The sequence below is a fragment of the Modestobacter marinus genome, from assembly GCF_011758655.1.
GTDB classification, from domain to species: domain Bacteria; phylum Actinomycetota; class Actinomycetes; order Mycobacteriales; family Geodermatophilaceae; genus Modestobacter; species Modestobacter marinus.
Map to the genome: position 1 here is coordinate 243,978 of NZ_JAAMPA010000001.1, position 19,787 is coordinate 263,764.

At 73.6% G+C, this 19,787-nt stretch carries 21 protein-coding genes; 12 read left to right on the forward strand and 9 right to left on the reverse strand.

Annotated features, from left to right (window positions below; translation table 11 throughout):
- The first annotated feature begins 147 nt into the window (after nucleotides 1–147).
- The 4 genes from FB380_RS01170 (at nucleotide 148) to FB380_RS01185 (ending at nucleotide 4,129) form a co-directional block, all read left to right on the forward strand.
- Nucleotides 148–858 (forward strand): succinate dehydrogenase cytochrome b subunit, encoded by a 711-nt coding sequence (locus FB380_RS01170; RefSeq protein WP_229682036.1) that lies wholly within the window; start codon nucleotides 148–150, stop codon nucleotides 856–858.
- A 17-nt stretch (nucleotides 859–875) separates the two neighbouring features.
- Nucleotides 876–2,822 carry a fumarate reductase/succinate dehydrogenase flavoprotein subunit gene (locus FB380_RS01175; RefSeq protein WP_166753480.1) on the forward strand — a complete coding sequence of 649 codons (1,947 nt, stop codon included), beginning with the start codon at nucleotides 876–878 and terminating at the stop codon, nucleotides 2,820–2,822.
- A gap of 19 nt (nucleotides 2,823–2,841) precedes the next feature.
- Complete coding sequence (locus FB380_RS01180; protein ID WP_229682037.1) at nucleotides 2,842–3,621, forward strand: succinate dehydrogenase/fumarate reductase iron-sulfur subunit; 780 nt, start codon at nucleotides 2,842–2,844, stop codon at nucleotides 3,619–3,621.
- A 118-nt stretch (nucleotides 3,622–3,739) separates the two neighbouring features.
- Nucleotides 3,740–4,129 carry a thiol-disulfide oxidoreductase DCC family protein gene (locus FB380_RS01185; protein ID WP_166753481.1) on the forward strand — a complete coding sequence of 130 codons (390 nt, stop codon included), beginning with the start codon at nucleotides 3,740–3,742 and terminating at the stop codon, nucleotides 4,127–4,129.
- A gap of 52 nt (nucleotides 4,130–4,181) precedes the next feature.
- On the opposite strand, the gene FB380_RS01190 is transcribed toward FB380_RS01185, so the two are convergent.
- On the reverse strand, nucleotides 4,182–4,790 hold the full coding sequence (locus FB380_RS01190; RefSeq protein WP_166753482.1) for an SGNH/GDSL hydrolase family protein: 609 nt from the start codon (nucleotides 4,788–4,790) through the stop codon (nucleotides 4,182–4,184).
- Nucleotides 4,791–4,907: 117 nt separating this feature from the next.
- Entirely contained in the window at nucleotides 4,908–5,105 is a 198-nt protein-coding gene (locus tag FB380_RS01195) for a hypothetical protein (protein WP_166753483.1), read from the reverse strand.
- Nucleotides 5,106–5,264: 159 nt separating this feature from the next.
- Here FB380_RS01195 and FB380_RS01200 point away from each other — a divergent pair, with 159 nt between their 5' ends.
- Complete coding sequence (locus FB380_RS01200; protein ID WP_166753484.1) at nucleotides 5,265–6,602, forward strand: C40 family peptidase; 1,338 nt, start codon at nucleotides 5,265–5,267, stop codon at nucleotides 6,600–6,602.
- 6 nt (nucleotides 6,603–6,608) lie between these two features.
- Here the strand turns inward: FB380_RS01200 and FB380_RS01205 are convergent, their stop codons facing one another.
- Nucleotides 6,609–7,598: an LLM class flavin-dependent oxidoreductase gene (locus tag FB380_RS01205; RefSeq protein ID WP_166753485.1), complete on the reverse strand. Its 990-nt coding sequence runs from the start codon at nucleotides 7,596–7,598 to the stop codon at nucleotides 6,609–6,611.
- A 123-nt stretch (nucleotides 7,599–7,721) separates the two neighbouring features.
- Here FB380_RS01205 and FB380_RS01210 point away from each other — a divergent pair, with 123 nt between their 5' ends.
- Complete coding sequence (locus FB380_RS01210; protein WP_166753486.1) at nucleotides 7,722–8,087, forward strand: hypothetical protein; 366 nt, start codon at nucleotides 7,722–7,724, stop codon at nucleotides 8,085–8,087.
- A gap of 99 nt (nucleotides 8,088–8,186) precedes the next feature.
- Complete coding sequence (locus tag FB380_RS01215; protein ID WP_166753487.1) at nucleotides 8,187–8,591, forward strand: hypothetical protein; 405 nt, start codon at nucleotides 8,187–8,189, stop codon at nucleotides 8,589–8,591.
- Nucleotides 8,592–8,603: 12 nt separating this feature from the next.
- Here FB380_RS01215 and FB380_RS01220 read toward each other — a convergent pair whose 3' ends face one another.
- Nucleotides 8,604–9,218, reverse strand: a complete 615-nt coding sequence (locus FB380_RS01220) for an LURP-one-related family protein (RefSeq protein ID WP_229682038.1) — start codon at nucleotides 9,216–9,218, stop codon at nucleotides 8,604–8,606.
- 367 nt (nucleotides 9,219–9,585) lie between these two features.
- Here FB380_RS01220 and FB380_RS25740 point away from each other — a divergent pair, with 367 nt between their 5' ends.
- Nucleotides 9,586–10,860, forward strand: a complete 1,275-nt coding sequence (locus tag FB380_RS25740; protein ID WP_208382717.1) for a reverse transcriptase family protein — start codon at nucleotides 9,586–9,588, stop codon at nucleotides 10,858–10,860.
- Nucleotides 10,861–10,911: 51 nt separating this feature from the next.
- Here FB380_RS25740 and FB380_RS01230 read toward each other — a convergent pair whose 3' ends face one another.
- Complete coding sequence (locus FB380_RS01230) at nucleotides 10,912–11,145, reverse strand: hypothetical protein (RefSeq protein WP_166753489.1); 234 nt, start codon at nucleotides 11,143–11,145, stop codon at nucleotides 10,912–10,914.
- Nucleotides 11,146–11,319: 174 nt separating this feature from the next.
- The gene (locus tag FB380_RS01235; RefSeq protein WP_166753490.1) at nucleotides 11,320–11,886 is read right to left on the reverse strand and encodes a hypothetical protein; all 567 of its coding nucleotides are present in this window, start codon (nucleotides 11,884–11,886) and stop codon (nucleotides 11,320–11,322) included.
- A gap of 93 nt (nucleotides 11,887–11,979) precedes the next feature.
- Between FB380_RS01235 and FB380_RS01240 the strand changes: the two genes are divergently transcribed.
- Nucleotides 11,980–14,400, forward strand: coding sequence for an MMPL family transporter (locus FB380_RS01240; protein ID WP_229682039.1), 2,421 nt, complete (start codon nucleotides 11,980–11,982; stop codon nucleotides 14,398–14,400).
- A 110-nt stretch (nucleotides 14,401–14,510) separates the two neighbouring features.
- Complete coding sequence (locus FB380_RS01245) at nucleotides 14,511–15,197, forward strand: LmeA family phospholipid-binding protein (protein ID WP_166753491.1); 687 nt, start codon at nucleotides 14,511–14,513, stop codon at nucleotides 15,195–15,197.
- Between the two features lie 13 nt (nucleotides 15,198–15,210).
- Here FB380_RS01245 and FB380_RS01250 read toward each other — a convergent pair whose 3' ends face one another.
- Nucleotides 15,211–16,056, reverse strand: coding sequence for a mechanosensitive ion channel family protein (locus FB380_RS01250; RefSeq protein ID WP_166753492.1), 846 nt, complete (start codon nucleotides 16,054–16,056; stop codon nucleotides 15,211–15,213).
- Between the two features lie 150 nt (nucleotides 16,057–16,206).
- Between FB380_RS01250 and FB380_RS01255 the strand changes: the two genes are divergently transcribed.
- Complete coding sequence (locus tag FB380_RS01255; RefSeq protein WP_166753493.1) at nucleotides 16,207–16,689, forward strand: hypothetical protein; 483 nt, start codon at nucleotides 16,207–16,209, stop codon at nucleotides 16,687–16,689.
- 120 nt (nucleotides 16,690–16,809) lie between these two features.
- Here FB380_RS01255 and ychF read toward each other — a convergent pair whose 3' ends face one another.
- Nucleotides 16,810–17,883 (reverse strand): redox-regulated ATPase YchF, encoded by a 1,074-nt coding sequence (ychF, locus tag FB380_RS01260; protein WP_166753494.1) that lies wholly within the window; start codon nucleotides 17,881–17,883, stop codon nucleotides 16,810–16,812.
- 54 nt (nucleotides 17,884–17,937) lie between these two features.
- Here ychF and FB380_RS01265 point away from each other — a divergent pair, with 54 nt between their 5' ends.
- Nucleotides 17,938–18,297 carry a cupin domain-containing protein gene (locus FB380_RS01265; RefSeq protein ID WP_166753495.1) on the forward strand — a complete coding sequence of 120 codons (360 nt, stop codon included), beginning with the start codon at nucleotides 17,938–17,940 and terminating at the stop codon, nucleotides 18,295–18,297.
- Between the two features lie 73 nt (nucleotides 18,298–18,370).
- Here the strand turns inward: FB380_RS01265 and FB380_RS01270 are convergent, their stop codons facing one another.
- Nucleotides 18,371–19,570, reverse strand: coding sequence for an HNH endonuclease signature motif containing protein (locus FB380_RS01270; RefSeq protein WP_166753496.1), 1,200 nt, complete (start codon nucleotides 19,568–19,570; stop codon nucleotides 18,371–18,373).
- Nucleotides 19,571–19,787: the final 217 nt, after the last annotated feature.

A 19,787-nucleotide genomic window follows, 5' to 3' on the forward strand; every position in this document is an offset into this window, starting at 1 on the left:
CACCCCGGGGGCGGTCGTCTCCCTGGGTGGCCGCCGCCGACCGGCGGCGCCGTCCGGGCCCCGGACCGGTCAGGGTCGCCTTACATGAGCTGTGTCACGGTGCGTTCACCTGGGTGTCATGTGGGCACTGGGCTTACCTTGGGCCCTGTGGCGACAGTGACGACGCAGCCGGCCCAGCGCAGGGCCCCCAAGACCGGCCGGTTCGACAACTCGGTCGTGAAGAAGACCGTGATGGCGGTCAGCGGGATCATCATGATCCTGTACTTGCTCGCCCACATGGTCGGCAACCTGAAGGCCTTCTCCGGCCCCGAGTCGTTCAACAGCTACTCCGGGTGGATCCGCACCATCGGTGAGCCGGCGCTGCCGGCCCAGACGGCGCTCTGGATCATCCGGATCGTGCTGCTGGTCGCCGTGGTGGCGCACTTCTGGGCGGCCATCTCGCTGTGGCGCCAGGCCCGGCGGGCCCGCCCGGTGCCCTACGTGACCAAGAAGCGCGTGCAGCAGAGCTTCGCCTCGCGCACCGTCCGCTGGGGCGGCCTGATCCTGGCGCTGTTCATCATCTGGCACATCCTGGACCTCACGCTCGGCGCGGTGAACCCGGTCGGCCACGACTCCACGCCCTACGACCGCCTGGTCGCCAGCTTCTCCAACATCCCGATCACGCTCTTCTACGTGGTCTCGATGGTGCTGCTCGGCCTGCACCTGCGGCACGGCATCTTCGCCGCCACGCAGACCCTCGGCCAGACGAACAAGCGCCGCGAGCGCGCCGTCAACGGCCTGGCCTACCTCGTCGCAGGGGTCATCACCGTGGGCTTCCTGCTCGTCCCGCTGTCCGTCGCCTTCGGCTTGATCGACTGAGAGAGAAGGACACCGTCATGCCTCTCGAGCTCTTCACCGTGGGCGAGCCCATCGCCGACACCACGGCACCCCGCGACGTCCCGCTCCCCGACCGCTGGAACGAGCGCAAGTTCCGCGCCCGGCTGGTCAACCCGGCCAACCGCCGGCGGCTCTCGGTCATCGTCGTCGGCACCGGTCTGGCCGGTGGCTCGGCGGCGGCCACGCTGGCCGAGATGGGCTACCGGGTCAAGAACTTCTGGTTCCAGGACAGCCCCCGGCGGGCGCACAGCGTCGCGGCGCAGGGCGGCATCAACGCCGCCAAGAACTACCGCAACGACGGCGACAGCGTGCACCGGCTGTTCTACGACACCGTCAAGGGCGGTGACTTCCGCTCCCGCGAGGACAACTCCTACCGGCTGGCCGAGGTCAGCGCCGCGATCATCGACCAGGCCGTGGCCCAGGGCGTGCCCTTCGCCCGCGAGTACGGCGGCCTGCTGGACAACCGCTCCTTCGGTGGCGCCCAGGTGTCGCGCACCTTCTACGCCCGCGGCCAGACCGGCCAGCAGCTCCTCTACGGCGCCTACCAGGCGCTGGAGCGGCAGATCGGGCTGGGCAACGTCGAGCAGCACCCGCGCACCGAGATGCTCGACCTGATCGTCGTCGACGGGAAGGCCCGGGGCATCGTCGTCCGGCATCTGATCACCGGCGAGATCACCAGCCACTTCGCCGACGCCGTGGTGCTGGCCTCCGGTGGCTACAGCAACGTCTTCTACCTCTCCACCAACGCCAAGGGCTCCAACGTCACGGCGGCCTGGCGGGCGCACAAGCGGGGCGCGCTGTTCGCCAACCCCTGCTACACGCAGATTCACCCGACCTGCATCCCGGTCAGCGGCGACTACCAGTCGAAGCTGACGCTGATGAGCGAGTCGCTGCGCAACGACGGGCGGGTGTGGGTGCCCAAGGAGCGCGGGGACACGCGCAACCCCAAGGACATCCCCGAGGACGAGCGCGACTACTACCTCGAGCGCAAGTACCCGGCGTTCGGCAACCTGGTGCCCCGCGACATCGCCTCGCGCCAGGCCAAGAACGTCTGCGACGAGGGCCGTGGCGTCGGGCCGAACGGCCTGGGCGTGTACCTGGACTTCAGCGACGCCATCGCCCGGCTGGGCCAGCCGGCGATCGAGGCCAAGTACGGCAACCTCTTCGACATGTACAACCGGATCACCGGCGAGAACGCGTACGAGACCGGGATGCGGATCTACCCGGCCGTGCACTACACGATGGGCGGACTGTGGGTCGACTACGACCTGTCGTCCAACATCCCGGGCCTGTTCGTCATCGGTGAGGCCAACTTCTCCGACCAGGGCGCCAACCGGCTCGGCGCCAGCGCGCTGATGCAGGGCCTGGCCGACGGCTACTTCGTGCTCCCGGCCACGATCAGCAACTACCTCGCCGACGGCCCGTTCCCCAAGGTCGACGCCACCCACCCGGCGGCGGTCGAGGCCGAGCAGTCCGTCCGCGCCCAGACCGAGCGGCTGCTGTCGATCAACGGCACCCGCACGGTGGCCTCCTTCCACCGCGAGCTGGGCCGGCTGATGTGGGACCTGTGCGGCATGGAGCGCTCGGAGGAGGGCCTGCGCAAGGCCCTGGACCGGATCCCGGAGATCCGGCACGAGTTCTGGACCAACGTCAAGGTCTCCGGCGAGCAGGGCATCTTCAACCAGAACCTCGAGCACGCCGGCCGGGTCGCCGACTTCATCGAGCTCGCCGAGCTCATGTGCGTCGACGCGCTGCACCGCAACGAGAGCTGCGGTGGGCACTTCCGGGTCGAGAGCCAGACGCCGGAGGGTGAGGCGCTGCGCGACGACGAGAACTACGCCTACGTCGCCGCGTGGGAGTACACCCCGGAGGGCGAGCCGCCGGTGCTGCACCGCGAGGCCCTCGAGTACGAGTACGTCCACCTTGCCCAGCGGAGCTACAAGTGACAGCACAGCGGAGCTACAAGTGACCAGCACAGAGACACCGATGATGAGCCTGACGCTGCGCATCTGGCGTCAGCGTGACCGGACCAAGAAGGGCAAGATGGTGACGTACCACGTCACCGACGTCTCGCCCGACATGTCCTTCCTCGAGATGCTCGACGTGCTCAACGAGAAGCTCATCCTGGACGGCGACGACCCGGTGGCCTTCGACCACGACTGCCGCGAGGGCATCTGCGGCTCGTGCGGCCTGATGATCAACGGCATCGCGCACGGCCCCGAGCAGGCCACCGTCTGCCAGCTGCACATGCGGTCGTTCGCCGACGGCGACGTGCTGGACATCGAGCCCTGGCGCGCCGGCGGGTTCCCGGTGGTCAAGGACCTCGCGGTCGACCGGTCGGCCTTCGACCGGATCATCTCCGCCGGCGGGTTCATCAGCGCCCCGACCGGCACGGCTCCCGAGGCGCACTCCACCCCGGTGCCGAAGAAGAACTCCGACGCCGCCTTCGACGCCGCGACCTGCATCGGCTGCGGTGCCTGCGTGGCCGCCTGCCCCAACGGCTCGGCCATGCTGTTCACCGCGGCCAAGGTCTCCCACCTCGGGCTCATGCCGCAGGGCCAGCCCGAGCGCGACGCCCGGGTGCTGAAGATGGTCGCCCAGCAGGACGCCGAGGACTTCGGTGGCTGCAGCAACATCGGCGAGTGCTCCGCGGTGTGCCCCAAGGGCATCTCGATGGAGACCATCTCCCGGCTGAACCACGACCTGCTCGGCGCGCTGCGGGCCGGCGGCGTCCCGACCAGCTGACAAGGCCCCGTCCAGAGGCTCACCCCGAGCTCGCGAGGGGTGAGGAGGACGGGGTCCTTCATGGGCCGGTACCCCTCGGGGTGCCGGCCCGTCCGTCGTCCGGGAGGAGGGGCGGAGGATGACACCCGCGACCGGGCCCGCGCTCGTCTTCGACGGCGACTGCGCCTTCTGCACCCGCTGCGCCGACGTCGCCCGGCGGTTGCTGCCGGCCGACGTGCGGGTCGTGCCGTGGCAGTCCACCGACCTGGCGTCCGCCGGGGTGAGCCCGGCGCGGGCGCAGACCGAGGTGCTGTGGTTCGGCCGGGGCGGCGACGTCTCCGGGGGCGCGCCCGCGGTGGCGGCGGCGCTGCGGGCGGCCGGCCGGCCGTGGTCGCTGCTCGGCGTCCTGCTGTCCGTCCCGCCGGTGCGCTGGGTCGCCCCGATCGGCTACCGGCTGGTGGCGGCCAACCGGCACCGGCTCCCGGGCGGGACGGCGGCCTGCCGGGTGCCCCCGCCCGACGCCGGCTGAGTCGACCGGTCGGCTGGGTCAGGCGGTCGCCTGGGTCAGGCGGTCGCCTGGGTCAGGCGGCGGCGTCGGTGCTCGCGGCGGCCAGCCGGAGCAGGGTCGGGGCCAGGGCCTCGGCGACCAGCGCGTAACCGGCCGAGGACGGGTGGAACCGGTCGGCGGAGAACAAGGCCGGGTCTGCCGCGAACCGCCGGGACAGCTCGGGGGCGACCGGGGCGACGACGGCACCGGCCCGCTCCGCGGCGAGGGTCTGCCGGGCGCGCAGCTGGTCGCAGATGCCCGCGACGACCGCACGGAAGGCCGGCGGCACCCAGGCCACCGAGGACAGGTCCGGCGTGGGGACCACCAGCACGGCCGCACCGGTCCCGCGGAGGTCCTGCACGGCCGAGCCCAGCGCGGTGGCCGCCCGGGCCGGCGGCACCTGCCGGGTCAGGTCGTTGGCGCCCACCACCAGCAGCGCGACGTCGACGGGCCCGGTCACCCGGCGGACCTGGACGGCGAGGTCGAGGGAGGTGGCACCGGGCACCGCGACCAGCTGCAGCTCGACCTCGTGCCCGGCCGCCTGCAGCGAGCGGGTCAGCCGTGCGCCGAGGGTGTCCCGCGCCGTCGCGGCGCCGGTGCCGAACGCGAGGGAGTCACCGAGGACGAGGAAGCGGAGGGTCACGTCCTGTGCAACGGCCCGGCGTCGCCCGCTGTGCCGTGATCCGGGCCTCGCCACCGTTGCTCAGCAGCTACGGGATCCGGCACCGGGAGATGCGCCGGCCCGTGGTGGTCGCGCTCCTCAGCCGCCCTGGGCGAAGAGCGCGGCGGCCTGCGCGTCGTCCACGAACGGGTACTTGACCTTGAACTGGGCGAGCGCGTCGGGCACCGAGAGCACGTGCGTCTCCCGCTCCCCGGCGGCGTCGATGGTCTGCACGGTGACCATGTCGCCGTTGATCGGGACCCAGTGGGTCTCGGCGTAGTCGGTGAAGACGTTCATGCCCCCATGGTCGCCTGCCCGGGCCCGACGTCCGCACCGGGCGCGTGTCGCTCCCGGCAGCTCATGGTCACCAGGTGCTCAAGCACCGTCCGTGACCGTCCGACCTCTCTGTCAGGTCACCCGATCGGGCGCACGAGAGCAGTGGAGGGACGCGAGGACATGGGCACCGAGGCAACGACCCAGCGCCGGACCGGCCGCCGCCCGGCGCACCGCATCGCCGGGGTGGTCGTGGCGGCGGCCCTCTGCCTGGGAGCGGCCCCCGGCGTCGCCGGGGCGACCCCGACCAACCCCTCCGACGAGCAGATCGGCGCCGCCCGGGCGCAGCAGGACGCCGCCGCGCAGCAGGTCGGCGCCCTCTCCGCCGAGCTCGCCACCGCCCAGGCCGAGGTGGACGCCGCCCGGGCCCGGTCGGCGATCGCGCTGGACACCTTCCAGGCACAACAGGCCGAGTACGAGGTCGCCCAGGCCACCGCCGACGCCGCCGCGGCCACCGCCGACCGGAGCGCGGCCGAGCTGGCCACCGCCCGCGCGGCCATCGCCGCCTTCGCCCGGCAGAGCTACCAGCAGGGCAGCACCTCCCCGACGCTGGAGGCGCTGACCACCGCCGACGGGCCGGCCCAGATGCTGGAGCGCGCCGCCCTCCTCGAGGCCGCCGGCGCCCACCAGGGCGACGTCGTCACCGAGGTGACGGCCGCCGAGGCTCGGGCCCGCGCCGACGAGACCGCTGCGCAGGCCACCCTGGCCGAGGCTGCGTCGCTGAAGCAGCAGGCCGAGGACGCGCTGGCCGCCGCCGCGGAGCTGGAGGCCGGCGCCCGGGCGCAGGCGTCCGGCCTGGCGGCCCGGCAGGCGACCCTCGAGCAGGACCTCGCCCGGGCCCAGCAGACCCTCCTCGGCCTGGAGGGCGCCCGCGCCGCCGCCGAGCAGCACGCCGCCCAGCAGGCGGCCGCCGAGCGGGCCGCCGCGGAGCGCGCCGCCGCCGCCGAGCGGGCCGCCGCCGCCGAGCGGGCCGCCGCCGAGCGGACCTCGACCCCCGGCCGGTCCCTCGTCTCCGCACCGCAGCGCGGCACCTCAGCCGGGGACGGCGACGCCTCCGCGGTCGAGACGGCGATCTCCGCCGCCCGGCGCCACCTGGGCACCATCTACTCGTGGGGCGGCGGTTCGCTCACCGGGCCCAGCATGGGGTGGGGCGTGGACGCCGGCATCGTCGGCTTCGACTGCTCCGGCCTCACCCGCTACGCCTACGCCCAGGCTGGCATCTCCATCCCGCGCAACAGCCGCGCCCAGTACGCGGCCCTGCCCTCGGTGTCCCGGTCGGACCTGCAGCGAGGTGACCTGGTCTTCTGGGCCACCGACACCGGCCGCCCGGCCACCATCCACCACGTGGCCCTCTACCTCGGTGACGGGCAGATCCTGGAGGCGCCGCAGAGCGGCTCGGTCATCCGGTTCACGTCGATGCGGTGGAGCGGCTTCATCGGCGCCGTCCGCCCCACCGCCTGACGGTCCCTACACGCTGACGGAGTCGAGGGCCTCGGCGGTCAGGGTCACCGAGCGCAGCCGGCCCTCGGTGGTGGGGGCCTGGTGGGCGACGATCAGCTCGTCGGCGTCCGCCTGCTTGCGGAAGCCCTCGAGGTAGTCGCCGATCTCGCGCGGCGTGCCGACCGCGGCGTAGGTGAACATCGAGCTGACGTGCTGCCCGGCCCCCTGCTCGAGCAGCAGGTCGGCCTCCTCGTCGGTGAAGCTGCGGCCCCGGCCGAACAGGCCGACCGCCATGGTCCGGCGGACCGCCTGCAGGTTCTCCTCCGCCTGGCGCACGGTGTCGGCGGCGATGACGTTGACCCCGGCGATCACGTAGGGGGCGTCGAGCTGGGCGGAGGGCTGGAACTCGCGCCGGTAGGTGGCGACGGCGGCCTCCAGGGCCTGCGGCGCGAAGTGGCTGGCGAAGGCGTACGGCAGGCCGAGCGCGGCGGCCAGGTGGGCGCCGAACAGCGACGAGCCCAGCACGTACAGCGGGACGTCGGAGCCCTTGCCGGGGATCGCGTCGACGCCGGGCACCCGGGACCGGCCGGCCAGGTACGCCTGCAGCTCCAGCACGTCCTGCGGGAAGGTGTCGGCGGAGTTCGGGTCCCGGCGCAGCGCGTACATCGTGTTCTGGTCCGACCCGGGCGCGCGGCCCAGGCCGAGGTCGATCCGGCCGGGGTACATCGCGTCGAGGGTGCCGAACTGCTCGGCGATGGTCAGCGGCGCGTGGTTGGGCAGCATCACGCCACCGGCGCCGAGCCGGATGCGGCTGGTCTGGGCGCCGACGTGCGCGATGAGCACGCTGGTCGCCGAGGACGCGATCGTCGGCATGTTGTGGTGCTCGGCGTACCAGACCCGCTGGTAGCCGTGCTCCTCCGCGCGCTGCGCCAGGGCGACGCTGGCCGCGATGCTGCTGCTGACGGTCTCGCCGCGGGGGATCGGGGCGAGGTCGAGGACGGACAGCGGGATGCGCATGGGAACGGGCCTTTCGCGTTGGTTGACCGGGACAACGCGCGGCGGCCCGGGCCACTTCCCGACCGGCGGACGACCCACGCGCGCCTGCCACTGCGTGATCGTCTGCACACTTAGAGTCGCTGCGTGCCGGAGATGACACCGCTGCTGGGCGAGCCGCTGCCGGTCGAGTTCCTGCTCGACGGCGACTGGCACCCCGCCGCGCTGCTCGGCTGGTGGCACGAGCCCGACGGCACCTGCTGGGTGCGCGTCCAGACCGTCGTCGGCGGGCTGCCCCGGGGCAGCTGGATGCGCCTCGCCGACCTGCGCCTCGCCGAGCCGCGCCCTGCCGACCTGCGCCTGCCCCAGCCCGACCCGGCGGCGCCCGCGCCGGAGCCCCGGACCCGGCCGGACCTGCAGCTCCCCGGCGGAGGGCGGTCCCGGCGGACGTCGACCCCGCTCCCCCCGCTACCGGTCCCGCGCAGCCTGCAGCCCGACCCCAGCCCGGCCTGACCCGCGGGTGCGGCACCCGGACCGGTTCCGGATCGCCGCACGGAGTGCGACCCTGGAGGCCCAGCCCGAGCGCAGCGTCGCGATCGGTGAGGAGCAGCCGTGTTGTGTCAGAGCACCTACGCACTGGACTACATCGACGGACGGCGCGCGGCGGTCGACGTCCGCCTCGCCGCCTACCGGGGCCTGGCCGCCGGCGCCGAGCCGACCGCCCTGCGCGAGTTCGAGCCGGTCTTCTTCAACGACCTGGTCGTGGTGCTGGAGAACTGGTTCGTGCACCGCGGCCGCGGCATCGAGGGCGTGGACGGCAACGCGCTCAACGAGGTGCGGTTGATCGCCGGGTCGCTGGTGCACGGCAGCACGATGATCGCCGACAAGCACATCCGGCTGGACCCGGCCCGCACGGTGCTCCACTACCGGGTCGGCGACGAGATCGCCGTCCGTGAGGCCGACTTCACCGCGCTCGCCAAGGCCTTCTTCGCGGAGCTGGAGAGCCGGTACCTGTAGCGCCCGCCCGGGTCAGCGGCTCTGCAGCGCGTCCAGGGCGACGGCCATCGCGGCGGCGACCCGGAAGTCCAGCCGGGGGTCCGGCACGGTGACGGTGTAGCGGTCCCGGACGGACTTCTGCCGCTCGCTGACCAGCACCGGCGTACCGGTCGCGGTGTCGACGAAGTCGAAGTGGAAGACGAAGGGCACCGGCACGTCGCCGACGACGGGCAGCGCCGTCCACACCCGGCGCACCACCGCGAGGGCCGGCCGACGTTCCTGCCCGCGGGCGGACAGCCCCGGCGCCTCCAGGTGCCAGGTGGAGCGGAGCAGGCTGGCGCCGAAGGCCTTGCTGAACGTGCCCAGCGGCCGGCCCTGCTCGTCGAACACGTCGTGCTCGGCGGACACGTCGAGGCGCTGCCGGGCCTTGAAGGAGAACACCCGGCGGCCCTTGGACTCGTCGGCGTAGAAGACCACCTCCTCCTTCAGCTTCATCCGCTTCTGCTCGGCCAGCGCCAGCAGCTGCCCCTCGGAGCCGTCCGGCTGCACCGCCCGGACCTCGTAGCGGTTGACCATCATCGTGATCCGCTGGGTGACGAAGAAGGCCGGGACTCTCATCGCGGGCTGGTGCGGGGGCGGCACGGTCACGCAGGGCTCCTCGGTCAGGCGGGTGCTCAGGGTGCGCCCATCCTGGCGCACCCCGGCCGCGCGGTGCCCGGCTCCTCCCCCGCCCCACTACGGTGGCCCCGTGCACGGCGGGACGGGCAGGACGATCGGCAGCAGCCGGTCACCCCGGGGCAACCCCGGGGCATCGTGAGCAGCTCGGGCATCGCGTCATGAGCCGTGCAGTGCGCTCCGCGCACCTGACGGCGCCTCCGGCGAGGAGCGGCTGGCCGCCCCGCCGTGCACCCGCGGGGCTGCACTGACCACCGAGCGGCAGGCCGCCGCGACGGCGTCGGCGATCGCGACCGCGCTGCTGGCGGGTCCCTGGCGACGGCGGGAGATGGTGCGCCGGGTGGCGGTGGCCCTGGGGCAGGCCCGGGCGCACACCTGGGTGGGCACGCTGGTCGGTGAGGTGCAGACCCACCACCCCACGGCCCCCGTCGACCGGCCGCGGGAACTGGCCCGCGTCGTCCGGACGACGCGGGGGTGGGAGCGCGGGCAGTCCGAGTCCCCGCTCCCCCGGCCCGTGCGGTGGCAGCCGACGCCGACCGCGGTGGCCTGGCGGCGGTGGCCGGTCGCCGACCTGCCGGACCAGGCGGCGGTGGCCCGGCTGCTCGACGTCGACGCCGGCGAGCTGGCGTGGTTCGCCGACGCCCGCCGGCTGGAGCGCACGGCCGGGGAGGCGCTGCGGCACTACCGGTGGCGGGTGGTCCAGCGGCCGGCCGGGGTCCGGCTGCTCGCGGCACCCAAGCCGCGGCTCAAGGAGGCGCAGCGGCGGGTGCTGCGGCACGTGCTCGACCGCGTCCCGGTGCACGAGGCCGCGCACGGCTGCGTGCCCGGCCGCTCGGTGCGCACCGCGGTCGCCCCGCACGCCGGGTCCGCGGTGGTGCTGCGGATGGACCTGGAGTCCTTCTTCGCCGGCATCGCCGCCGGGCGCGTGCACGGGCTGCTGCTGGGCGTCGCCGGCCTGCCCGAGCCGGTGGCCCACGTGCTCACCGGGCTGGTGACGACGGTGCTGCCGGCGGAGGTGGAGCGGGGCATCCCGCTCCCGGACGGGATCGAGGCGCGGGAACGGCACCGGCGCCTGGTGCAGCGGCTGGCGGTGCCGCACCTGCCGGAGGGGGCGCCGACGTCCCCGGCGCTGGCCAACCTGGTCTGCCACCGGCTGGACCGCCGGCTGGCCGGTCTGGCTGCCTCCTGCGGTGGCCGCTACACCCGCTACGTCGACGACCTGACCTTCAGCGGGGACCGCCGGATCGCCCGGGACCGGTTCGCCGAGCTGGTCACCGCGGTGGTCGAGGAGGAGGGCTTCCGGGTCAACGCGGCGAAGACCTCGGCGACCAGCGCGGCCCGCCGGCAGTCGGTGCTGGGCACCGTGGTCAACGACCACCCGGCGCTGCCGAGACCGGAGCGGGACGCGCTGCGGGCGCTGCTGCACAACTGCGCCGTCCACGGCTGGACGACGCAGACCCGGGGCCGCGACCCGGCCGGCTTCCGCGACCACGTGCTGGGCCGGGTCGCCTGGGCGGCCTCGATCGACCCGGGGTTCGGCGCCCGACTGCACGCCCTGGCCGACCGCATCGACTGGACGACACCCCCTCCCCCGTGGGTCCCGCCGGTGAGCTGACCCGGACGAGTGCCCGGTCCGCGGAGCACGACCGGGCCGCAGTGACCGCCGTCAGTCCCGGAGCGGGGCGAGGCAGCAGCCGTCGCAGGGGTGCACGCCGGAGACGCCGCCCACCGACTGCAGGTGCACGACGTCGTCGGGGTCCGGGTGCCCCACGCCGTGCGGGCAGGTGCGTGTGTAGTGGCCGCGCTCGGGGTGCCACACCAGCGGCCACTCCCGCATGTGGTGACGGCTGGCCTCGGGGAACGGGAAGTCCCGCCGTGGCGGGAGCGCACCGTCGTGCATGTCCGGCGTCCTCCCGACTGGTGCGCTCGCATCGGTGCCGGGTGAGGAGTGCAGACGCATGCCGACACGATCACCGGGCTCGTCGGCACGCCACTGTGCTCGAGGTGTGCCCGGCCTGTGGATCCCGGGCGGGCGCGGCCGGCCGTGCGGACGCCGCGCTGCCAGTCTCCCGGATCAGCCGGTCGGTGCGACAGGGCCGGGAGACGTCGGCACCGGCTCTGCCGGCGGGGCCCCGGGCGGGGTGCCGGTCGGCGTCCCGGTGGGCGTCCCGGACGGCGTGCCGGACGGCGTGGCCGGTGCGACCTCGCTGACGACCTGGCAGCCGGCGATGTCGCCGGCCAGCCGTCCCTGCAGGGGCTGCAGCCGCCGGACCACCTCGTCGAGCCGGGCGGCGTTGAACTCGCTGACCGCCTCACCCAGGTCGTCGATGACGGCGACGACGTCCTGGGCGCCGTTGACCGCCCGCAGGCAGGCCGCGTTGACGACGACCTCGGCGGTCTCCCCGGTGGGCGGGGCGGCCGGCAACGGGACGGCGCCATCGGTCGCCGGCGCGGCCGGGGCGGCCTGCGGGACCGGCGCCGACCCCTCGCTCAGCAACCCGACGAGGAGCCCGCCGCCGAAGACCCCGAGCACGAAGGCGGCCGCGGCCAGCCACCACCGCACCGCGCGTCCGGACCGCTCGTCGCGGACGGGCGACCTGCTCTCGGCATCGGTCTCGGGCTCGGCTTCGGACTCGGCCATGGTCGTCCTCTCACCGTCGAGCGCAGGCGCACAACCGCCGGTAGCCTACGGCTGCTGAGCCCATCCGGTAGGACCGCGAGGCTGGAGGCCCCGGTGCCAGCCACGGCCGTCAGGCGTTGGTCCGCCGGGCTGGCGGCTGCGTCCCGGCGGGTCACCCGGCCGGCCCGGTCCGCGACCCGGCGGGCCGCCCGCGCCTACCGGGACGCCGTCGTCAAGGCCCGCTGGTTCGTGGTGGCCGGCTGGTTGCTGCTCACCGTGCTGGTGTCGGTGATGCTGCCCACGGCCGGCGGGGGCGGCGGGGCCGACATCGGCAACCTGCTGCCGGAGGACAGCACGGCGGCCGCCGTCCAGGACCGGTCCCTGGAGCTGTTCGACGTGCCGGTGCTGTCCCAGGTGTCCGTGGTGGTGCACGACCCCAACGGCCTCAGCGTCCTCACCCGCGCCGACGTGGCGCTCTGGGCGGCCACCCACACCCAGGCGTACCTGGACGGCAACGTGCCGCCCGGGCGGGGGCAGATCGTCGCCGCCGTCCCGCTGCCCACCTCGACGCCGGAGACCGCGGTCACCTACCTGTACGTCTCCAACTACACGTCACTGGAGCGGACCAGAGACCTGGCCCGCGAGTACGCGTCGCACTTCCACAACCAGAGCTCGGTGCAGACCTACGTCACCGGTGTGGTCCCGGCCCAGGTCGCCCAGGCCGACTACCTCGAGTCCCGGCTGCACCTGTTCGAGGTGGCGACCCTGGTGCTGATCGCGGTCGTCGTCGGGCTCACCTTCCGCTCGGTCGTCGCACCGTTCGTCGTGCTCATCGCGGCCGGGCTGGGGTACCTGGTCGCCATCCGCAGCCTCGGGGTGCTCGCCGCAGCACTGGGCTTCGCGCTGCCCGACCAGCTGCAGCCGCTGATCGCCGCGCTGCTGATCGGGGTGATCACCGACTACTGCGTGCTGTTCTTCGCCGGCCTCCGGCAGCAGCTGGACCGCGGGCTCCCGCGGCTGGACGCCACCCGGCGGGCGGTGAGCACCAACGCGCCGATCATCGCTGTCGCCGGGATCACCGTCGCGGCCGGCACCGCGGCGCTGCTGGCCGCGGACTTCCAGCTGTTCCAGGCCTTCGGGCCGGCGCTGTCGCTGACCGTCGTCATCGGGGTGCTCGTGTCGCTGACCCTGGTGCCGGCGCTGATGGCGATCCTGGGCGAGCGGCTCTTCGGGCTGGGCACCCTGCGCGCCTCGCCCCGCCGCCCGACCCGGCGCGGCAACGGCCGGCTGCTCCGCATCGTCGTGGACCGGCGGGGCGCGACGGTGGCGACGCTGCTCGCCACCGGCGTGCTGCTCCTGGCCGCGGCGCCGCTGCTGCAGATGCGCCTGGACCTGTCCTTCACCTCCGGTCTGCCGCCCGAGGACCCGGTGAGCCGGGGCGCGGCGGTGCTCGAGGACTCCGGGATCCGCGGCGTCATCGCCCCCACGGAGGTCATCGTCGAGGGCGACGCGGTCATCGAGCAGCGGCCGGCGCTGGAGCGCCTGCAGGCGGCCATCGAGGCCCAGCCCGGGGTGGCCGAGGTGCTCGGCCCGGCCCAGAACCCGCTCCCCGACGGCTTCGGCGTCGTCTTCTCCCCCGAGGGCGACGCCGCCCGCTACGTGGTGATCCTGGACAGCGACCCGCTGGCCGCGCCGGCGATCAGCGACCTGCGCCAGCTCAGCGACCAGCTGGACACCCTGGCCGCGGAGGCGGGGCTGGAGGACGCCGAGGTGGCGGTGACCGGGCAGACCGCGATCGCCGCCGAGCTCGCCGCGATCACCCGGGACAACCTCCGGATCACGTTGACGGCCGCGGTGCTGGTGGAGCTGCTGATCCTGATCGTCTACCTGCGGGCGCTGTGTGCCCCGGTGGTGCTGATGGCGTGCAGCGCGCTGGGCGTCGCGGCGGCGCTCGGCCTCAGCGTCCTGGTCTTCCAGGTGCTGCTCGGCGACCCCGGGCTGGCCTTCTACGTCCCGTTCGCGACCGCCGTGCTGCTGCTGGCGCTGGGGTCGGACTACAACGTGTTCGCCGTCGGCTCGATCTGGGAGGCGGCCGCGCGACATCCGCTGAGCAAGGCGATCATGCTGGCGATGCCGAGCACGGCCCGGGCGATCAGTGCCGCGGGGCTGATCCTCGCCGCGACCTTCGGGATGGTGGCCCTCATCCCGCTGCAGACCTTCCGGCAGGTGGCGTTCACCATGGCCGCCGGGCTGCTCATCGACACGTTCCTGATCCGTCCGGTCCTCACCCCCGCGGTGCTCACCCTGCTGGGACGGGCGGCCAGCTGGCCCAGCCGGCGGGTGCGCACCGAGTCGGTGCCGGTCGACGAGCTGCGCCGCACCGCGGCCGCGGGGGCCCGGAGCGGGGGCCCGGAGGTGCTGCGGGACGAGGCACGGGAGGAGGAGGCACGGGAGGAGGAGGCACGGGAGGAGGAGGGACGGGAGGACCCGGCACGAGAGTGCCAGCCGGCCGGTGCGGAGGTGGGCCACCGGTGACCGGCGACCGCGAGCCGCAGGCTGGAGCCGACCCGGACGTCGGCGGACCCACCGCCCCAGGGGCGACCGCCCCGCGCTCTCGGCCCGCACCGCGGACCGTCGTCCTGGGCGTGTCCGTGGTGGTGGGCACCCTGCTGCTGCTGTGGGGGGCCGACCGGCTGGCCCGGTGGGCGGCCGAGTCCCTGCTGGCGCGGGACGTCCAGCAGGCGACCGGCGTCGCCGAACGGCCGTCGGTGCAGGTGCGCGGCCTGGTCTTCCTCCTCCAGGCGGTGCAGGGCCGCTACGACGACGTCGAGGTCACCCTCAGCGAGGTGTCGTCGGGGCCGATGTCGGTCGACCGGGTGGAGGCCCGGCTCAGCGGCGTGCACGTCTCCTTCCACGACCTGCTGGTGCAGGAGCCGGGGCCGGTGTGGATCGAGCGGTCGGTCGGGGAGGCGTTCCTCGGCTACGACGACCTCAACCGCTACCTCCAGGTCACCGGGCGCCCGGTGGAGATCGGCGCGGCACCCGGGGAGGAGGTCCGGCTGACCGGGACGGTGGACCTCCTCGGCCAGTCCGTGTCGGCCTCCGCCCTGGCGCAGCTGTCCCCCGAGAGCGGTGCGCTGTCGATCGCCCCCACCGCGCTGGACACCGAGACCGAGCTCGCCCCGGCCAGCCGGCTCCTGCTCGGGCAGCGGTTCTCGCTGCGGGTGCCACTGGACCCGCTCCCCTTCGGCCAGGAGCTCACCGCGATCGAGGGCGCAGAGGACGGCCTGGTGGTGCGCGCCGAGGGCACGGACGTCGTCCTCCGCCCCTGAGCCGGGTCGCCGGTCAGTCCCCCTCCCCCGACCAGAGGACCCGCTGGGGGAACGGGATGGTCATGCCGGCCCCGTCCAGCGCGGACTTCAGCGAGATCGCGACGCCGCTGCGCACCCGCCAGCGGCTGGCGATGTCCGCGGGGTGCCAGTACCGCACCGCGAGGTTGATCGAGGAGTCGCCGAACTCCTCCACCCACACCTCGGGGCCCGGGGTGTCCGCGACGCCGTCCGCGGCCGCGCACGCCGCGAGCAGCACCTCCCGGGCCCGGACCAGGTCGGTGTCGTAGGCCAGCCCGACCGTGAGCGACGTGCGGCTCAGCGGGGTGCGGGTGTAGTTGATGATCGGGTTCTTCAGCACCTCGGCGTTGGGCAGGTAGACGATCAGGCCGTCGTAGGTCTGCAGCACCGTCGTCCGGAGGTTGACGTCGGTGACGACGCCCTCGAAGTCGCCGCTGGCGACCTGGTCACCCAGCCGCAGCGGACGGCGGATCTGCAGCATCACGCCGGCGATCAGGTTCTGCAGCATGTCCTGCGCGGCGAACGCGATGGCGATGCCGCCCACGCCGAGGGCACCGAGCAGCGGGCCGATCTGGACCCCGAGCAGGTCCAGGGCGTAGACGACGCCGACGGCGACCGCGACCAGGCCGAGGAACCGGCCGGCGACGAGCCCGACGTGCCGGTTCGCGTCGCGGTCGAGGGCCCGGACCAGCAGCCGCCGCAGCAGCACCGCGAGCAGGATCGAGGCGACGAAGACCGCCAGCGCCTGGGCGACCTCGGAGACCGCGATGTCGTCCTCGACGACGACGTCGACGTCCTCGACGGCGGCCAGGACGTCGTGGAGCTGCAGAGCGACCGGCATGCCGGGATGATGCTCCAGGGGGCCGGGGACGGGTCGGGCGGACCGCGGGTGGCCCTCGACCGGGGCCGGCAGGTGGCCGTCAGGTCACGCTGACGTGACACTTTCCCGACACCGGGCGCGGTGTGACCTAGGTCACATTACGCTCCGGGTATGGCCACTAATCCGACACGTACCCGCCGCCTGGCGTCCGGCCTCGCCGCCGCCGGCCTGCTGCTCGTCCCGCTCTCCGCGTGCTCCGACGAGCCCGTGGACGACGCCACGAGCGCAGTGGACACCGCGATCGAGACCGACACCGAGATGACCGAGTCGACGATGGCGGAGGAGACCGAGACCGAGACCACCACCGACACCGCCACCCCGTCGGAGACGGGCGCCGCCGCCACGAGCACCGAGTCCGGCGTGGAGTGCTCCGGGACCTCCTGCGTGGTCACGCTCTCCGGCGACGGGACCGAGGTGGAGGTGCTCGGGCAGACCGTCACCCTCGGCCAGGTCCAGGACGGCCGGGCAACCGTCGGCATCGCCGGCCAGGAGGTCTCCTGCAGCGAGGGCGAGAGCGTGTCCGCCGGGCCGCTGAACCTCGAGTGCACGACCGTGACGCCCGAGAACGTCGTCATGACGGCGTCCCTGGGCTGACCGCGCCGTCCCGCAGCGGTGCGACCGTCGGAGGCGCGCGGGGGCCGACCCCAGGCCGGCCCCCGTCCGACGCCCGCGCTTCGGTGATCCGTCAGCGCGCGGCCTGCGGGTCGCGCGGGATCACACGTTGAAGCGGAACTCCACGACGTCGCCGTCGGCCATGACGTAGTCCTTGCCCTCGATCCGCACCCAGCCCTTGGACTTGGCCTCGGCCATCGAGCCGGCCTCCATGAGCTGGTCGAAACCGACGATCTCGGCCTTGATGAAGCCGCGCTGGAAGTCGGTGTGGATGACCCCGGCCGCCTCGGGGGCGGTGGCGCCGACCGGGATCGTCCAGGCCCGCGACTCCTTGGGCCCGGCGGTCAGGTAGGTCTGCAGGCCGAGCGTGCGGAAGCCGACGGAGGCCAGCTGGTCCAGCCCCGGCTCGTCCTGGCCGATGGAGGCCAGCAGCTCGGCGGCCTCGTCGTCGGGGAGCTCGATCAGCTCGGACTCGGTCTGCGCGTCGAGGAAGATCGCCTCCGCCGGGGCGACCAGTGCCCGCAGCTCGTCGAGCACCTCGGTGTTGGCCAGCTCGTCGGCGTCGACGTTGAAGACGTACAGGAACGGCTTGGTCGTCAGCAGGGTCAGCTCGCGCAGCGGCTCGGCGTCGACACCGGCGGCGAAGAGCGTCTTCCCGCTGTTGAGCACCTCCTGGGCGGCGACGGCGGCGTCGTGCAGGACCTTGCGGTCCTTCTCCTTGCGCGACTCCTTCTCCAGCCGCGGGATCGCCTTCTCCAGCGTCTGCATGTCGGCGAGGATCAGCTCGGTGTTGATCGTCTCGATGTCGTCGGCCGGGGAGACCTTGCCCTCGACGTGCACCACGTCGGGGTCGGTGAACACCCGGATCACCTGGCAGATCGCGTCGCTCTCGCGGATGTTGGCCAGGAACTTGTTGCCCAGGCCCTGCCCCTCGCTGGCGCCGCGCACGATGCCGGCGATGTCCACGAAGGACACGGTGGCCGGGATGATCTTCTGCGAGCCGAAGACCTCGGCGAGCTTCGCCAGCCGCGGGTCGGGCACGCCCACCACGCCGACGTTCGGCTCGATCGTCGCGAACGGGTAGTTCGCGGCGAGCACGTCGTTCTTGGTCAGGGCGTTGAAGAGGGTCGACTTGCCGACGTTGGGCAGGCCGACGATCCCGATGGTGAGACTCACGGGGAACCAGCTTACGGGCGTTGACGCGCTCCCCCGGTGGACGAGGATGGCCAGATGCCCGAACCCGTGGATCTCGCCGCCGTCCTGGCCACCGTCGACCAGCCGTGGTCGCCCCGCACCGTCGCCGTGCTGAACGACTACGACCTGCGTGTGGTGCACACGCGCGGGGAGTTCACCCGGCACAGCCACCCGGAGACCGACGAGGTCTTCCTCGTCCTCTCCGGCTCGCTCACGATCCGGATGGACGACGGCGACGTCACCCTGGGCCCCGGTCAGCTCTACGTCGTGCCGAAGGGCACCCCGCACCAGCCGTACAGCCCCGACGGCGCCCAGGTGCTGCTGGTCGAGCCGAGCGCGACGGTGAACACCGGCGACACCCCCAGCGAGCTGACCGCCGAACGCAGGGTCGTCTGACCGTAAGGACGTCTCAGCGCTGCGTCGCCTGAGCCCAGGGTGGCCCGAGCCCCGGGCCGCATCAGCGCGGGGACTACAGCGGTGGGCCGATGAGGATCTCGGTGTCGTCGGGGCGCCAGGTCCGCCATCGTCCGTCGGGATCTCGTTCGACCCGGAAGCCGTGGTGGACCTTGGTGTGGTGGCGTTCGCACAACAACGCCGAGTTGCTCAGCGCCGTGTCCCCGCCGTGAGCCCAGTGGATGAGGTGGTGCACGTCGCACCACCACGTCGGTGCACCACAGCCGGCGAACACGCAGGACTTGTCCCGGCGTTCGACGGCCTTGCGCAGCCCCGGGGTGACCACCCGGTGGTCCCGGCCGAGATCGAGCGGAGTTCCGTCGGGGCCCATCACGATCCGGGAGATGCTGCCGTCACAGGCCAGATATCGGGCGCGGGCGGCGGAGATCGTCGCCCCGAACCCCAGCTCCCCCGCACGGGCGCCGGTGGCCGGGTCGACCAGGTCCTCGATGTCGATGCCGACGACAACGTGCGGCTTCACCGTCCGCAGGGTCGGCAGGTTCCCTGCGGCGAGCTGGTTGTCCGCCAACTGCACCAGCGCGTCGGCGTTCTGCTGCGCCCGGGTCCGCTCATCACCCTGCGGGCGGTCGGCCTGCACGATCGACTCGATCGCTGCCTTGACCTTCTCGCCCCCGGTCACGTCCAGGTCGAAGCGGCCGGTCACCGAACCGTCGGCGTGCGTGGCGATCGTCAGCCGCCGCCCCTCCGTCGGGTCCGGCTCCGGCCCGTCGGGGTTCAAGGCGTCCTCGAAGGCCTGCACCGCATCCACCAGCGACTGGTGCGGTGAGGCCATCGCCACCTGAGTCCACACCTCATCGAACGCACCGAGGTCGATGCCCTGCTCCCCGGCGCGGGCGACCTCGACCGGGCCGACCGCCCTGGCCACCACGTCGACCTGCTCGGCGGTCACCGAGCCCTCGGCAAACCCAGCCGCAAGAGCCGGGAAGTACTCCAGGCCCCGACCCGACCGCAGGATCCGCGACGCCTCGGCCGGCGCGAGCCGCGCGTGCCCGATCAGCCAGGACCGCATCGACTTCAGCCCGTCGCGCTCCGCGGCCTGCACGATGTCGGCCTGACGCACCGTGCGGGTCAACTCCGCCGCAACACGATTGCCCAGCTGCACGAGCAACGCCGTCCGCTCCAGCACGGCAGCGTCGGACAGGAGATGCAGGTCATCGGTGGCCAGGGCGTCCAGCGCAGAGATCAACTCGCTCACCGAACACCTCCCGACCCGTTCGAACGTGTGTACGAATCTTATCGCCTCAGAGGGGGCCGCACAACGTGAATCCCCAGGTCAGGCGCCCGTCCACAGATGCGCACGGGCCCTTGACAGGCCGCCGCGGCCCCGGCCAGCCGGCCGAGCCAGGGCCCGCCCGCAACGCCGGTCAGCCGGCCGAGCCAGAGCCCGATCCGCAGCGCCGGCCAACCAGCCG